The sequence below is a fragment of the Bacteroides uniformis genome (genome assembly GCF_025147485.1).
Lineage (GTDB): Bacteria > Bacteroidota > Bacteroidia > Bacteroidales > Bacteroidaceae > Bacteroides > Bacteroides uniformis.
Window position 1 is genome coordinate 1,488,729 of record NZ_CP102263.1, and the last position, 15,421, is coordinate 1,504,149.

Below are 15,421 nucleotides of genomic sequence, written 5' to 3' on the forward strand. Positions count from 1 at the left end.
AGTACAAAGGTATAATAAATCTGTGAAAATCTATAATGATATTCTGTTTTATAAGAGTAAATGCAACGGATTTCACCTTCGTTTATTACTTTTGTATCCATGAAGTCAGATAAACGTGTATTGCTTGGCATGAGTGGCGGCACGGATAGTTCCGTGGCCGCCATGAGGTTGCAGGAAGCCGGTTATGAGGTGACTGGCGTGACTTTCCGTTTCTATGAGGCAGGAGATGAGACCGGGTATTTGGAAGATGCACGGGCTCTGGCCCTGAAGCTGGGGATGAAACACATTACCTATGATGCACGCGAGCTTTTCCGTTCGCGTATTATCCGCTATTTTGTGGAAGAGTATCTAAGGGGGCGTACTCCCGTTCCTTGCACGGTCTGTAATAATGAGCTGAAGTGGGCGTTGTTGGCTAAAATAGCCGATGAAAAGGGGATTTATTGGATTTCTACCGGACATTATGTGCGTAAAGTCTTGTCCGGAGGAAAGTATTATATAGCTCCTGCTGCAGATAAGGACAAAGACCAGACTTTCTTTCTGTGGGGATTGAAGCAGGACATCCTGCAGCGTATGTTGCTTCCGATGGGAGATATTACGAAAAATGAGGCGCGCTCGTATGCGGCGGAGCGTGGTTTCGGGCAGGTGGCTGCGAAGAAAGACAGTATAGGTGTGTGCTTTTGCCCTTTGGATTACCGTTCCTTTTTGAAGCGTGAGGTTCCTGAAACACTATTACCCGGTAAAGGTAGATTCGTCGATGAAAAGGGGGATTTCTTGGGATGGCATGAGGGCTATCCGTTTTATACCGTAGGGCAACGTAGGGGCTTGGGTATCCATCTGAACAAGGCTGTTTTTGTGAAAGAGACAAGAGTGGAAAGCAATGAAGTCGTTTTAGCTCCGCTCTCTTCCCTCTACAAGCAGGAAATGTGGCTGGGAGAGTGGAACCTGGTGGAGAATAGTCGTGTGCTGGGTGCAAACGAGGTTATTGTGAAGATACGCTACCGTAAGCAGGCAAACCGGTGCAGGGTGACTCTTACGGTGGAAGGTCTGTTACGTGTCCGTCTGATAGAGCCGCTGGAATCCATTGCACCCGGGCAGGCAGCGGCTTTCTATGATAAGGACGGATACTTGTTGGGCGGTGGCATTATTCTTTGAACCTTACATTCGTTTTATAGCTTCTCGAACAAAAGATAGTAAATGTTGTTAATTTTATGAGACGTCTTTTTATGAGAAACTTTTAAAACGAACTGTAATATGAAAAGGATATATATTGTAATGTTGTTTGCTGCTTTAGCAACTATAACTTATGCCCAGACGGATGATAAGGGTTATCAGGAGGGAGCTTGGGTATTGAAAGGAGTGACTGGTCTTAATATGTCACAGACTGCCATGGCCAACTGGTCGGCAGGAGGTGAGAATTCCATTGCTGGAAATGCCTACTTGAATGCATCACTGACACACAAGAAAGGAAACTGGCTCTGGGTCACCAACATGGTGCTGGACTATGGCTTGTCGAAAACCAAATCTCAGGGGATGAGGAAAAGTAGTGATAAAATAGGGCTTTCCACTCAGTTGGGATATTCTACAGACAACGTCTGGTTCTATACACTGATGGGTGATTTGAATACCCAGTTTGCCAAAGGATATGACTATCCCGACAAAGAGCACCAGATTTCCAATTTCTTTGCTCCTGCCTATTCGAATATCGCCCTGGGTATGGAATGGAGGCCTAAGAGTAACTATTCTCTACTGCTTTCACCCGTTTCCACCAAGATGACTTTCGTGACTGATGACTATCTTTCCGATTTGGGCGCTTTTGGTGTAGACCCGGGTGACCACTTCAAGATAGAGGGTGGCGCTTTTGTGAAAGCCCGTGCTGAATTGCCCGTGATGGAGAATGTGAATCTGATTACTACGGCTGATTTCTTTACTCCTTACAGCAAAGATTTTGGAAACATAGATGTGAATTGGGATGTACTTATCAGCATGAAAATCAATAAAGTATTGTCGGCTACCATCAATACAACTCTGAAGTATGACAATGATGTGAAAACGTTTGATGACAATGGAGTGAAGAAGGGCGCCAAGGTGCAGTTTAAGGAAGTGCTGGGAATTGGGCTGGCATATAATTTCTAATCCTTGAGGCTGATTGTTGAAATGAAAAAGTAAAGTCAAAACGTACTGACTGATTTGTAAAACGCGGATTACGCAGATTACATGGATTTATTAATTTATCCGCGTAATTTGCGTAATCCGCGCTTGATTTTTATGATATAGTAATTTACCGGTTCAGTTCCAGCATTTCCTCTATATACTCCCTCGTGTTGCTGAGCCGGGGCACCTTATGCTGTCCGCCGAGTTTCCCCTTGCTATCCAGCCAGTTATGGAAGAGGTTGGGACGGGCGACGATGATTTCCAGCGGTTGCAGCGCCAGGTTATTCTGCCTTTTAGCTTCATAGTCGGAGTTCACCTCTTTCAGGGTGTCGTCCAATACTTTGGCGAACTTCTCCAGGCTGTCCGGCATTTGTGCAAACTCTATCAGCCACTGGTGGCGGCATTTGGCATGCTTGTCCATAAACACGGGAGCAGCAGAGTAATCTACTACTTGTGCACCGGTCTCGGCACATGCCCTGGCAAGTCCTCTTTCCGCGTTATCCACAATCAGTTCTTCGCCGAACGCGTTGATAAAGTGCTTGGTACGTCCGGTGATGACGAACTTATAGGGGTTCTTCGATGTGAACTTCACCGTATCTCCAATCATATATCGCCACAAACCGGCAGAAGTGGAGATTACCATGGCGTAGTTTTTGTTCAGCTCCACCTCCTCGAGGCAGAAGGTACGCGGATTCTCCTTGCCTACATCTTCAAGCGGGATGAACTCGTAGAAGATACCGTAGTCAATCATCAGCAACATGGCAGGGTCGGCAGGGTCGTTCTGCGTGCCGAAGTAGCCTTCGGAGGCGTTATAAGTCTCTACATAATGCATCTTGCTGCTGCGGATCACGTCTTTGTATTGCTCGCGGTAGGGAGTGAAGGCAACGCCGCCGTGGAAGAATACCTCCAGGTTGGGCCATATCTCCTCAAGGCTCTGCTTTCCCGTCTTTTCCAGTATATGTTTGATGAGTACAAGCATCCAGGACGGTACACCGGAAAGGTTGCTTACATTTGCATGGATGGTTTCGCGGGCAATGGCCTCCATTTTGGGCTCGAAGTGCTCCATCAAGGCTGTCTGCTTGCTGGGTACGCGGACAAAGTTTACCAGCGGGTTGATATTTTCTATGAGGATGGCGGAGAGGTCGCCTACAAGACTGTGGTTGGTGTTCAGGTTGGGAGCGTGGCTGCCTCCAAGGATAAGCCCTTTACCGGAAAAGAAACGGCTTTCGGGATTCTGTCCCAGATAGATGGCAACGGCATCCCGGCCTCCCTTGTAATGCGTGTCGTGCAAGGACTCCCGGCTGACGGGCAGGAACTTGCTCTTGTCGTTGGTGGTACCCGATGATTTGGCAAACCAACGTATTTCCGAAGGCCAAAGCAGATTTTGCTCACCGGCACGCAGGCGGGTTACATAAGGTTTTACTTCTTCATAAGTTTGTATGGGAAGGCGCTTCTTGAAATCTTCATAAGTACGGATAGAGGCATAGTCATGCTTCTTTCCCCATTCCGTGTTTGCCGCTGTCCGGACGAGGCGCTGCAGTACAAGCTGTTGCAATTCACCGGCATGGCTGGTGTATTGTTCGATTTCTTTCAGACGGGGAGCAAAATATACCTTATTCAGAAACTTTGTAATATTCATCGTTCTTTGTGAAATCTTATTTTAAACCGCAAAAATAATCTTATTTATCGGCATCTCTATCTTTTTTCTCTTTTTTTTCTATCTTTACGGACCTATAGAACAATAATTCAAACAAAAATATCATGAGAATAGGTATTTTGACTTCAGGAGGCGACTGTCCCGGCATCAACGCTACCATTCGCGGTGTATGTAAAACAGCTATCAACCATTATGGAATGGAAGTAATTGGCATTCACAGCGGTTTTCAGGGGCTGCTGACCAAGGATGTGGAGTCGTTTACCGAAAAATCCTTATCCGGTTTGCTGAACTTGGGAGGTACGATGCTCGGTACTTCGCGCGAGAAGCCCTTTAAGAAGAACGGCGTGATGTCCGGCGTGGACAAACCGGCACTGATAGCGCGGAATATCGAAGAGATGGGGCTTGATTGTGTAGTCTGTATCGGCGGGAACGGTACGCAGAAGACAGCCGCCAAACTCTCTGCTATGGGGCTGAACATTGTGTCTGTACCTAAAACCATAGACAACGATATTTGGGGAACTGATTTCTCCTTCGGATTCGATTCTGCCGTCAGCATTGCTACGGATGCCATCGACCGGTTGCACAGCACGGCCAGCTCGCACAAGCGGGTGATGGTGATTGAGGTGATGGGGCACAAGGCAGGTTGGATAGCCTTATACTCCGGTATGGCAGGCGGTGGTGACGTGATTCTGATTCCGGAGATTCCCTATAATATCCACCGTATCGGAGAAACGATTCTGAATCGGCTGAAGAAAGGAAAGCCTTACTCCATCGTGGTGGTAGCCGAAGGTATACAGACGGACGGGCGGAAGCGTGCCGCCGAGTATATAGCTCAGGAGATAGAGTATGAGACGGGTATCGAGACCCGTGAGACTGTGTTGGGTTATATTCAGCGGGGCGGCTCACCCACACCTTTTGACCGTAACCTTTCCACACGTATGGGTGGACATGCCACGGAACTGATTGCCAACGGGCAGTTCGGGCGGATGATTACCTTGAAGGGGAATGAAATAGCTTCTGCACCGCTGGAGGAGATTGCGGGCAAGTTGAAGCTGGTGACGGAAGACAATGACTTAGTTGTCCAGGGACGTCGGATGGGAATCTGTTTCGGCTAATTTTTCTTGTGGGGATTCTTCAACAGCTTCTGCCATGGGATTTTCTTCTGTGGAGGTTTCTGTTGCATGGTTTCGCTCCTTGGCTGCCTGGACTTCCTCCTTGAAAGCGGCATCCTTAATTTTTTTCAATGCCATCTGTGCCGCATTTTGTTGCGACTCCTTCTTGGAATAACCGGTGCCGGTACCTGCCGATATCCCTTCGATGCGGACTTCGGTGTGGAACATCGGATTGTATTCTTCGTCGAGAAACTGCTCGATAAGCTCGAATGACACCTCCATTTTGTTCTTCTGGCTCCATTCGATGAGTTTTGACTTGAAGTTGACCTCTTTGCGAGACATCTTGTCGAGGTCGATATAGTTTTTGAAAATCTTCTCTTCCATGAACTGCTTGCAGCGGTCGTAGCCCTGGTCCAGATAAATGGCGCCGATGAAGGCTTCGAATGCATTGCCGTACATGTAGCTGTTGTGGGATGAGGAGCGGGTGGAGTATTTCACCAGTTTGTCCAGTCCGATTTCCACGGCCAGTTTGTTGAGTGTTTCCCGCTGTACAATTTTGGAACGGGTATTGGTAAGGAAACCTTCGCGGCGTCCTTCGAAATGGCGGTAGACAATATCTCCTACAATGGCGTCGAGGATAGCATCGCCCAAGAATTCCAGCCGTTCGTTGTTGATGGGACGTCCTTTTTCGGAGCGCATGGAGATGGATTTATGCAGCAAAGCCTGCTGATAGACCTTGATGTCACGTGGAAAGAAGCCGAGAATTCTGTAAAAACAAAAATAAGACTCTCTATCCTTGCGGAACAAGAGCCTTATTTTATCTATTTGGTTACGTAACACGACCTTATTATTCTGCGTATTTCTTGAAAATGACACACGCATTATGACCACCGAATCCAAAAGTATTGGACAAAGCTACGTTCACTTCGCGCTTTTGTGCTTTGTTGAACGTGAAGTTCAGGTCATAGTCGATGTTTTCGTCGTTATCACCCTCTTCGTGGTTGATGGTCGGAGGAACAATGCCATTCTTGATGGCGAGGATGCTTGCAATGGATTCTACCGCACCGGCAGCGCCCAGCAAGTGGCCGGTCATGGATTTTGTCGAACTGATGTTCAACTCATACGCATGCTGTCCGAATACCTCTTTGATTGCTTTTGCTTCCGAAATATCACCTACGGGAGTAGATGTACCGTGAACATTGATATAATCTACTTCTTCGGGTTTCATTTCTGCATCTTCCAACGCATTCAGCATCACTAACTTGGCTCCCAAACCTTCGGGGTGAGAGGCTGTCAGGTGATGAGCGTCGGCAGACATTCCTACGCCGGCAACTTCCGCATAGATTTTGGCACCGCGTGCCTTGGCGTGTTCCAGTTCCTCGAGAACGAGACAACCGCCACCTTCACCCATGATGAATCCGTCACGGCTTGCGCTGAACGGACGGGATGCAGTTTCGGGAGAATCATTGCGGGTTGACAATGCATGCATGGCATTGAAACCACCTACACCGCAAGCGGCGATGGCAGCTTCCGAACCACCGGACACGATAACATTTGCCTTACCCAAACGGATGAGGTTAAACGCATCGGCAATAGCATTTGTGGAAGTGGCACATGCAGAACAAGTTGCGTAGTTGGGACCATGGAAACCATACATGATGGAAATTTGTCCGGCAGCAATGTCCGAAATCATCTTGGGGATGAAGAACGGATTGAATTTGGGGCCGTTTTCCTTACCGGTCAGGGCATAGTTGCCCGCCTCTTCTTCGAATGTACGGATGCCACCGATACCGGCGCCGAAGATGACACCGATTCTGTTTAAATCCTCATTTTCGACGTCAAGCCCAGAGTCACCTACCGCTTCTTTGGCTACTGCAATGGCATATTGTGTGTACAAGTCCATCTTGCGGGCCTCTTTGCGGTCTATATATTTGGTAGCATCGAAGCCTTTTACTTCGCATGCAAACTGAGTCTTGAAAAGCGATGCATCGAAATGAGTAATAGGTCCTGCTCCACTAACCCCATTCACAAGATTTTCCCAGAATTCGGGAACACTGTTGCCAATGGGAGTAATGGCGCCGAGACCTGTTACTACAACTCTTTTTAATTCCATGTTATAAACGAATGGATAAGATTACTTAGCGTGTTCTTCGATGTAAGATACAGCATCACCTACAGTACCAATCTTTTCAGCCTGGTCATCGGGAATAGAGATACCGAATTCCTTTTCGAATTCCATGATAAGTTCTACAGTGTCAAGAGAATCAGCTCCCAGGTCGTTAGTGAAGCTAGCTTCGTTAGTAACTTCTGATTCTTCTACGCCTAATTTATCGACGATAATCGCTTTCACTCTTGATGCAATTTCAGACATAACTTTAAGTTTTTAATTAATAATTAGTTTTATTTCTTTAAATTTGCGGTGCAAAGGAATGAATATTTATCATTCCTCGCAAATATTTGATGAATTAAATGCACCTTTTTGCACATTTTTCACGGTTTTGTGCAGTAATTGGAGGGATTATGGGAAAAAATATCGCAGTTTTAGCGTCGGGAAGTGGTACGAATGCCGAGAATATCATCCGTTATTTCCGGGAAAAAGGTTCGGCATGTGTGGCTCTGGTTTTGACTAACCGGCAGAATGCGTTTGTTTTAGAGCGTGCCAAGGGGCTGGGAGTGCCTTGTGTCTGGTTTGCCAAGAGCGATTGGGAAAGTGGAGAGCTTGTTTTGTCGACGCTTCGAGAGCATGATATTGATTTTGTGGTATTGGCAGGATTCCTGGCACGTGTGCCGGACAATATTCTGCATGCTTATCCCAATAAAATGATAAATATACATCCTTCGTTGCTGCCCAAGTTCGGTGGAAAGGGAATGTACGGCGACCGTGTGCACGAGGCAGTGATTGCTTCCGGCGAAAAGGAAAGCGGTATTACCATCCATTATACGAATGAGCATTATGACGAAGGCGGCATTATCTGCCAGCAGAAATGCCCCGTATTGCCGGGCGATACGCCGGAGGAGCTGGCGCAACGCATCCACCGGCTGGAGTATGAATACTATCCGAAGGTGATAGAGGAGTTGGTGGAAGGCCTCTCTCCCAGTTATTTATAGAATCGGTTAAGGGAGAGGATGGCCTCGTTCAGCTTACGGTTGTCTATCTTGTAGTTTTCCAGGGGATTCAATGCACTGTCGCTGATTTCTATATATCCGGAAGGGTGTTTTTCCAGAATAGTATGATTTTCTACGATAAAGGCATAATTGAGATTGTCGCCCACGATATGCCAGTTCCGTGGACAAGTATCGGTTATTAAATGCCCCATACTGTAATCGGAAGGCGGATTGGTTACACCCAGCACTTTATTCATTAGGGTTGGTGCAAAATCATAGTGCGTGGTACGGTGATGGTAGGTATGTGGCTGTTCTCCCGGTTCATATAATAGGAAGGGGATATGTGTTTGTACCGGTGAATAATTACTGCCGTGGCCCCAATAATTTTTATGATTCTCATTGAATTCTTGTCCATGGTCTCCGGTAATGATGACCAGGGTATTGTCTAGCAGTTTCTTTTCCTCAAGTTTGTGGAGGACGCATCCCACCAGTGAGTCGGCTTCCGCCACGCAGTTGTAGTAGAGGTTCAGGAAAGGAGTAGGGTCTATGTCGTTGTTCAGTTTCATATAGTCGGCGAACTCCCAGGACGGTTGGAAACGATAAAGCTTGTCCTTCGGCACTTCATATCCGTGTGCCAAATCATAGAAGAGAAAGGAAAAGAAAGGTTTTGTACCGCTGCCCAGCGTATCGAGTGCTTGCAGATAATCTGCTGTAATACGGCAGTCGCGGTCATAAACGGTTTTTCCTTCGGTATGGGTACGCAAGTCGGGTACCTTTGAGAAAAGTATTTTGGCAAATGGCGGGTTGACGATTGTAGCACTGGGATAAATACCTATCTGATAATTCTGCTTCAATAGTTCTTCTATGAGCAGGGGCTGTATGCCCGATACCTCAAAATCAGTCCAGTAGATGGATGAGAGACTGAAGAAAAGCCCGAAGATACTTCCACGTGTGCCATTGCTGCTGCTTAGATGGGAGGTGAATCTGCTGCAACTGTCGGCAAAGTGGCTGATATGAGGTGTAATGTCCTGGTTAAAGGCGCGGTAGTTCCATGAGTCTATGGCTATCAGCACTACATTCTTGGGGTTGGAATGGACTTCGTATTTCAAAGAATCTATCGGATAGTTGAGGTCAGCAGACTGCTTTTTGTTGTTGAAGTTCATTTTAATGACATCCTTGGATGAGACCACTCCTAACTTCATCATCAGGCGGGTTGCCGTAAGCGGGAAGTAATAGGGCAGGCAGGGGGCGCTGCGAATCACTGAAGTCTTTTGCGCTACAGCGGCATAGGCATGATAAAAGTTAGAGAATAGTGCAAACAAAATCAGAGTGGCAAGTACAGGACGGAAGCCACAGCGGTGAAAGCGGGTATAACAATGGCCTGCAAGTATTCTTAGCAAAGTATTGGCGGCAAATATACCCACTAATACTCCTGCAATCTTCAGATAAAGCCAGAAGCTGAATGTGAAAATCTCACTGTTGCCCTCTCCAACCAGGAGATTCAGTACAAAACCATTGATATGGAACTTGTAAAGACTGTACACACTGCCGTCTATGTAAGCAAGTATATTGAGTAATGATACAAGAATAATGTGTGTGATGGCGGCGGCTTGATGGCGCCGGACGGTAATGGCTACGATTAAGGATATGATGTAAGGAATAAGTGCCCACAAGGCGGCATGTGAGCAAGCGGCCGTTATATAAAACATCCAGCCTCCCACGTCCATCATGGCGAGCCGGGGACTGTGAATCAGATAAAACAGAAATTGTATGGCAATCGTCAGAGTTGAAATTGCATAAAAAATAAATCCTTCACTGAGTGATTTCTCTAACTGTATTTTTTGCATTGATATTGTAATGTTTTGCCTATAGTTTCCTCTGATTCGGCATTGATAGTAAAGGCGTGAGGAGCTTATATAGTGACGTCTTTTGTATTATCGGGCTGTATCTCTAAATGTATGTGCTACTTTGGGATATAAGTGTAAGCATCTTTTTCTCTTCGTAGCGGGTAGTCTCCCCGCAATTTTTCAAATTGTTCGGGATGTGTTTTCAGTGTTTCGCTGTCCCTTCTCGGGTCATACATTTGCAGATATGCTTCTGCCAGGCTGTCGGCGGTAATAATCGGGTTCCGGGGTTGGGGGGGAGCGATGCGGTAGTCGGCTTTGATGTGAAAGAAACGGCAAAGGGCATCCAGGGACATACGGGTGGCATTGGCTTTTCCGTCGGCTGAATAACCGGCTATATGGGGAGTTCCAAGGAACACTCTATTTAATAAGGTAAGATTGATATCAGGCTCGTTCTCCCATACATCAATGATGGCATCGGAAATCAGTCCGTCTTCTAAGGCATTCAGGAGCGCATTGGTTTCAATCACCTCTCCACGTGAGGTATTGATAATGACGGGACAGCGTTTTAATGACCGGAAGAAAGTATGGTCTGCCAAATGGAATGTTTTGTATGGCCCTTCCTTATATAAAGGTACGTGGAAGGTGAGGATATCACATTCTGCTGCGAGTGCTTGCAAGGAACTGAAATCTCTCTCTCCTTCCTTGTCTTGCCGGGGCAGGTCATTCTTCAGGACACGCATGCCTAGTTCTTGCCCTACTTGGGCTATTTTGCTACCCACATTGCCTACGCCGATGATGCCTAATGTCAATTCGGACAGTTGTACTCCTTTGAGTTGTTGCAATAATAGTAAGGCTGATTGCACGTATTGGGCTACGGATGCTGAATTGCATCCGGGGGCATTGGTCCAAGCGATGCCTGCTTCACGGCAATATTCCGTATCTATATGGTCGAAGCCTATGGTGGCGGTAGCAATGAAGCGGACTTTACTGCCTTCCAGCAATTCCTTGTTGCAGCGGGTGCGGGTACGTATAATCAGTGCATCGGCATCTTTTACCAACTCCGGAGTGAAGTCTCTGCCGGGAGTATAAATCACGCTGTCGGCTATTTTTTCGATGGCTTCTTTAATGAAAGGTATTTTGTTGTCAACAATGACTCTCATAATGCTGCTGTTCTTTTCGACGATTTTCCATCGTGCGAAGATACGACTAATCCGTCAAAGTGGCTAAGTAATGCCCGGAAAATAATTTGACTCTTTCCGTTTTTAAGTTTGCATTTCTGCCCTCACCGCTCTCACTCTTTTCTTCAACTTCCCTATTCAACGGCATTGCAGGGGTGGGTGAGAGCAATCGAAAAGGGTGAGGGTAAATTTTGCTCTCACCCGTGTTTTCTTCCGTTCCGCATCCTTCTTTCTTCTGTTGCATCCTTTTCATTCTTTCGTTTTACTTTTGGATTCTTCAGCAGCCCACGTTAGTGAGCCGTGATGTTCACTTGAGTGAACTAAACAGCTCACTAGTGTGGTTGAATTGGTTCATAACAGTGGGCCGATGATGAATAAAGTAGTTTTCGGGAAGGAGATAAGGTGTTTGAAGGATAAAACAATGGGCCAGTACGGATTGAACAATGGGGATGTGCCCGATTCCGTACTTGGTTTTTGTAACAGACAGCAAGTGATTGCTCATCTCTATCTTATGTTTTATAGGTGAATTTGTGTTTTTGTCAAAAAAGGAAAGCGAAATAGACTGCTATATGAGGATTATCTTGTACATTTGCAGCTGAAACTTTTTAGAGATGAGAATAGGATACGACGGAAAACGGGCTGTGCAGAATTTTACGGGATTGGGCAATTACAGCCGGTATGTGGTGCAGTCATTGTCAGCCTTTGCTCCGGAAAACGAGTATTGGTTGTATGCTCCGGTACACCGTGAAAATCAGCAACTCTCGTCGATGGTGGCCGAAAGCCGGGGAACGGTATCGGTACATTATCCATCTTATTGGCTCTGGAGAGGAATGACTTCGTTGTGGCGCGTGGGAGGTATACGCAGGACTTTGAAACGGGACAACATACGGCTGTTCCACGGATTGAGTAACGAACTTCCCCTGACCATCCATCGGGTACGGGAAGTAAAGAGTGTGGTGACTGTTCACGACCTTATTTTCCTGAGACTTTCACATTGTTTTTCGTTGGTCGACCGCTTGATTTATAACTACAAATGCCGCTATGCATGCAAGCATGCAGACCACATCATTGCTGTGAGTGAGTGTACCAAGCGTGACATCATACATTATTATGGAATTCCTGCGGATAAAATTTCCGTTATTTACCAAGGGTGTAGTTCTCTGTATGCCTGTCGTGTCGGTAAGGATAAGCGCAAGGAGGTGATGCGGAGTTATCGGTTGCCCGAACGCTATATCTTGTCGGTGGGCACCATTGAGGAGCGTAAAAATGCGCTGGCCATTGTGAAGGCTTTGGAGTATCTGCCCGATGAACTGCATTTTGTTCTGGTAGGGAGACCCACAGCCTATATCCATCAGCTGAAAGAGTTTATGACAAAAGCCGGATTGCAAGACAGAGTACATTTTCTGCATGGTATCCCTTCGGACGATTTACCTGCCATTTATCAGTCGGCCGAGACTTTTGTATACCCATCCGTTTACGAAGGTTTTGGCATCCCTATTCTTGAGGCTTTGCATTCCGGCATTCCGGTGGTAGCAGCAACCGGCTCTTGTCTTGAAGAAGCGGGGGGGGAGCATTCATTGTATGTGCGTCCCTATGATGTGGAGGGATTGGCGGCAGCGATTGCCCGTACACAAGAGCCTTCTTTGCGTGCCACCATGATTGAGGAGGGGCTGAAGTGGGCACAGCGTTTCACGGAGGAGCAGATGGCGCGTGAGACGATGGAGTGTTATCGGAAAGTATTAACAAAAGAAACCTAAGATATGAATTATTTGGACCGCAATGAGTTTAACTACGCACCTTCGCAAGAGGTGGTGGAGGCTCTGAAGAATTTTGATATAAACAAACTCTGTTTCTATACCCGTATCTACGACGAAGGCAAGAAGAGTATTCTGTCTGTTTATCTATCTGAATCTTACGGAATTGATGAACCGCAGGTACTGTTGGGTTATGGTGGAGAAGATATATTGAAACAAGCAGTCCACTATTTCCTGACCCAAGAGGATGGGAACAAGACGATGCTCATTCCTAAATTCTCGTGGTGGTACTATAAATCCATTGCTGATGAAGTGGACGGGCATACGTTGCAGTATCCATTGTATGAGGATGGCAATACCTTTAAATATGATTTCGCTGCCATGAAAGAGATGGTACAGCGTGAGAATCCCAAGGTCTTATTAATCGCTTCGCCCAATAATCCCACCGGTAACGGTCTGACCCCCGCAGAATTGGACGCTTTGTTGGCTGAGTTGCCCGTAACAACCATCGTTTTGGTGGACGAAGCCTATGCCTCTTTCGTATCTACTGATACGGACTATATTAAAATGCTGGTTGATAAATATCCCAACCTGATTATTTCACGCACGCTTTCCAAGTTCTACGGATTGCCCGGATTGCGCATGGGGTTTGGGTTTATGAGTAAGGAGTTGGCCAGCTTTGGCAAATACAGCAACAAATATCTGGGTTATAACCGTATCTCTGAGGATATTGCTATTGCCGCACTGAAATCGGATGCGCATTACCGGAATATAGCACGGCTGATGAATGAGAGTCGCGCCTGCTTTGAAGCGGAGATAGGGACGTTGCCTGGTTTCAAGGTATATGAGTCGGTGGCGAACTTTGTCCTTATAAAATATCCGATTGTCTTGAAAGAACGCTTACAGAAAGCTTTTGCCGACGAGGATTATAAGGTGAAGTTCATGAATGAACCAGACATCAATACCCATTTGCGTATTACCTTGGGGCGTCCTGAACAGAACCGTATTGTCATTGACACCATTAAAAAAATTGCATTACAATGAAAGCGGTTATATTGGCTGCAGGGATAGCTTCGCGTTTGCGTCCGTTGACTGATACCACTCCAAAATGTCTGTTGAAAGTTGGAGAGCGTTGTTTGCTGCAAAGAGCCTTTGATGCATTGCTGCAGAATGGCTTTCGGGAGTTTGTCATTGTCACCGGTTATAGACAGCAGCAGATTGTGAACTTTCTGGAAGCTCATTATCCGGCATTGGAGGTTACGTTTATCTATAATGAGAAATATGCTTCTACCAATAATATCTACTCTTTATGGCTTACACGGCCTTATGTAGATAAAGAGGACATTCTGTTGCTGGACAGCGATATCCTTTTTGACCCGCAGATTGTAGCCAAGTTGCTTGGATATGGTCAAGCGGATGCGTTGGCTCTGAACCATCATACATTGGGGGAAGAGGAAATCAAGGTAATAGCGGACAATGATGGCAAGGTGTTGGAAATCAGTAAGACGTGCTCCATATCCCGAGCTATTGGCGAGTCTATTGGCATCGAGAAGATGTCTGCCGCTTATACAGAAGCGCTTTTCCGGGAATTGGAGGTTATGATTACCAAAGAAGGTTTGGATAATATCTTCTATGAACGTGCTTTTGAGCGTCTCATACCGCAAGGACACTCTTTCTATGCGCTTGACACTACCGAATATTTTTCTGTGGAGCTTGATACGGTGAATGACTTTGAACAAGCACAGCGGTTGATTCCTTCACAACTTTATTAATTAATGGGCTGATTTTTATGGCAGATTATGATATACGTCCTTTGCAGCTTCGTATTTTGAAGATATTGCTTGCTGTGGATAAAGTTTGTAAAGAACATGGTTTGCGCTATTATATAATGGCCGGTACTATGCTTGGTGCAGTCCGTCATAAGGGATTTATCCCTTGGGACGATGATTTGGATATCGGTATGCCGAGGGCTGATTATGATTTGTTGATGTCTCATTCCAAGGAGTGGCTTCCCCAGCCTTATGAGGCTGTCTGCGCAGAAAATGATCCGAATTATCCATTACCTTTTGCCAAGATACAAGATGCGGATACGACTCTTATCGAGCGTATGCATTTGAAATACTTGGGAGGTATCTACTTGGACGTATTTCCATTGGACGGTGTACCGCAAAGCAACCTGAAACAGAGGATTCATTTTGCCCGGTATGAATTTTACAAGCGGGTGCTCTATTTTATCTACCGCGACCCTTATAAGCATGGGAAAGGTCCCGGCTCATGGTTGCCGCTGCTGTGCCGGAGACTTTTTACTACTGCCGGCGTACAGAGGAGTATCAGAAATGTGATGACCACCTATGACTTTGACAAGTCTTCTTTAGTCTGTGATTATGACGACGGTATGCGCGGTATTATGCCCAAGGCAGAGCTGGGAGCTCCGACTCCCGTTTCGTTTGAGGGCGAAACAGTGTGGGGAGTACAAGATTATGACGCCTATCTGACCCGAAAATATGGAGACTACATGGTTATACCGAAACAAAGCGGGCAGAGACAGCATAATTTCCACTATTTGGATTTGGATAAGCCCTATTCTTCACAAGAAAGTTCCAATTCTATTTTATAA

The 15,421-nt window shown here is 46.3% G+C and carries 15 protein-coding genes; 8 read left to right on the forward strand and 7 right to left on the reverse strand.

Annotation, left to right across the window (positions count from 1 at the left end):
• The first annotated feature begins 99 nt into the window (after positions 1–99).
• Entirely contained in the window at positions 100–1,152 is a 1,053-nt protein-coding gene (gene mnmA, locus NQ510_RS05550) for a tRNA 2-thiouridine(34) synthase MnmA (RefSeq protein ID WP_005825997.1), read from the forward strand.
• 99 nt (positions 1,153–1,251) lie between these two features.
• Positions 1,252–2,133 carry a DUF3078 domain-containing protein gene (locus NQ510_RS05555; RefSeq protein ID WP_005825995.1) on the forward strand — a complete coding sequence of 294 codons (882 nt, stop codon included), beginning with the start codon at positions 1,252–1,254 and terminating at the stop codon, positions 2,131–2,133.
• A 145-nt stretch (positions 2,134–2,278) separates the two neighbouring features.
• Here NQ510_RS05555 and NQ510_RS05560 read toward each other — a convergent pair whose 3' ends face one another.
• Positions 2,279–3,790 carry a GH3 auxin-responsive promoter family protein gene (locus tag NQ510_RS05560; protein WP_005825993.1) on the reverse strand — a complete coding sequence of 504 codons (1,512 nt, stop codon included), beginning with the start codon at positions 3,788–3,790 and terminating at the stop codon, positions 2,279–2,281.
• Between the two features lie 122 nt (positions 3,791–3,912).
• On the opposite strand from NQ510_RS05560, the gene NQ510_RS05565 reads away from it, so the two are divergent.
• Positions 3,913–4,923: an ATP-dependent 6-phosphofructokinase gene (locus NQ510_RS05565; RefSeq protein WP_005833813.1), complete on the forward strand. Its 1,011-nt coding sequence runs from the start codon at positions 3,913–3,915 to the stop codon at positions 4,921–4,923.
• Here the strand turns inward: NQ510_RS05565 and rnc are convergent.
• Genes rnc through NQ510_RS05580 form a run of 3 tightly spaced genes read right to left on the reverse strand, consistent with a single transcriptional unit; the run spans position 4,882 to position 7,291 of the window.
• On the reverse strand, positions 4,882–5,760 hold the full coding sequence (rnc, locus tag NQ510_RS05570) for a ribonuclease III (protein WP_172679983.1): 879 nt from the start codon (positions 5,758–5,760) through the stop codon (positions 4,882–4,884). The genes NQ510_RS05565 and rnc overlap by 42 nt on opposite strands.
• 7 nt (positions 5,761–5,767) lie before the next feature.
• Positions 5,768–7,033: a beta-ketoacyl-ACP synthase II gene (gene fabF, locus NQ510_RS05575; protein ID WP_005825984.1), complete on the reverse strand. Its 1,266-nt coding sequence runs from the start codon at positions 7,031–7,033 to the stop codon at positions 5,768–5,770.
• Positions 7,034–7,054: 21 nt separating this feature from the next.
• Positions 7,055–7,291: an acyl carrier protein gene (locus tag NQ510_RS05580; RefSeq protein WP_004291965.1), complete on the reverse strand. Its 237-nt coding sequence runs from the start codon at positions 7,289–7,291 to the stop codon at positions 7,055–7,057.
• A 149-nt stretch (positions 7,292–7,440) separates the two neighbouring features.
• Here NQ510_RS05580 and purN point away from each other — a divergent pair, with 149 nt between their 5' ends.
• Positions 7,441–8,028 carry a phosphoribosylglycinamide formyltransferase gene (gene purN, locus NQ510_RS05585; protein ID WP_008662068.1) on the forward strand — a complete coding sequence of 196 codons (588 nt, stop codon included), beginning with the start codon at positions 7,441–7,443 and terminating at the stop codon, positions 8,026–8,028.
• Here the strand turns inward: purN and NQ510_RS05590 are convergent.
• The 3 genes from NQ510_RS05590 to NQ510_RS05600 form a co-directional block, all read right to left on the reverse strand.
• Positions 8,019–9,872 carry a sulfatase-like hydrolase/transferase gene (locus tag NQ510_RS05590; protein ID WP_005825980.1) on the reverse strand — a complete coding sequence of 618 codons (1,854 nt, stop codon included), beginning with the start codon at positions 9,870–9,872 and terminating at the stop codon, positions 8,019–8,021. The two genes, purN and NQ510_RS05590, sit on opposite strands and share 10 nt — an antisense overlap.
• Before the next feature lie 116 nt (positions 9,873–9,988).
• On the reverse strand, positions 9,989–11,032 hold the full coding sequence (gene pdxB, locus NQ510_RS05595; protein WP_005825977.1) for a 4-phosphoerythronate dehydrogenase PdxB: 1,044 nt from the start codon (positions 11,030–11,032) through the stop codon (positions 9,989–9,991).
• 46 nt (positions 11,033–11,078) lie between these two features.
• Positions 11,079–11,294, reverse strand: coding sequence for a hypothetical protein (locus NQ510_RS05600; protein ID WP_227201678.1), 216 nt, complete (start codon positions 11,292–11,294; stop codon positions 11,079–11,081).
• 367 nt (positions 11,295–11,661) lie between these two features.
• Between NQ510_RS05600 and NQ510_RS05605 the strand changes: the two genes are divergently transcribed.
• From NQ510_RS05605 to NQ510_RS05620, 4 genes are read left to right on the forward strand one after another with little or no spacing between them, the layout of a single operon-like run.
• Positions 11,662–12,807, forward strand: coding sequence for a glycosyltransferase family 4 protein (locus NQ510_RS05605; protein ID WP_005825968.1), 1,146 nt, complete (start codon positions 11,662–11,664; stop codon positions 12,805–12,807).
• A gap of 3 nt (positions 12,808–12,810) precedes the next feature.
• Positions 12,811–13,848 carry a pyridoxal phosphate-dependent aminotransferase gene (locus NQ510_RS05610; RefSeq protein ID WP_005825966.1) on the forward strand — a complete coding sequence of 346 codons (1,038 nt, stop codon included), beginning with the start codon at positions 12,811–12,813 and terminating at the stop codon, positions 13,846–13,848.
• Entirely contained in the window at positions 13,845–14,576 is a 732-nt protein-coding gene (locus NQ510_RS05615) for a phosphocholine cytidylyltransferase family protein (RefSeq protein ID WP_005825963.1), read from the forward strand. The genes NQ510_RS05610 and NQ510_RS05615 overlap by 4 nt, the downstream gene beginning before the upstream one ends.
• Before the next feature lie 17 nt (positions 14,577–14,593).
• Complete coding sequence (locus NQ510_RS05620; RefSeq protein ID WP_005825961.1) at positions 14,594–15,421, forward strand: LicD family protein; 828 nt, start codon at positions 14,594–14,596, stop codon at positions 15,419–15,421.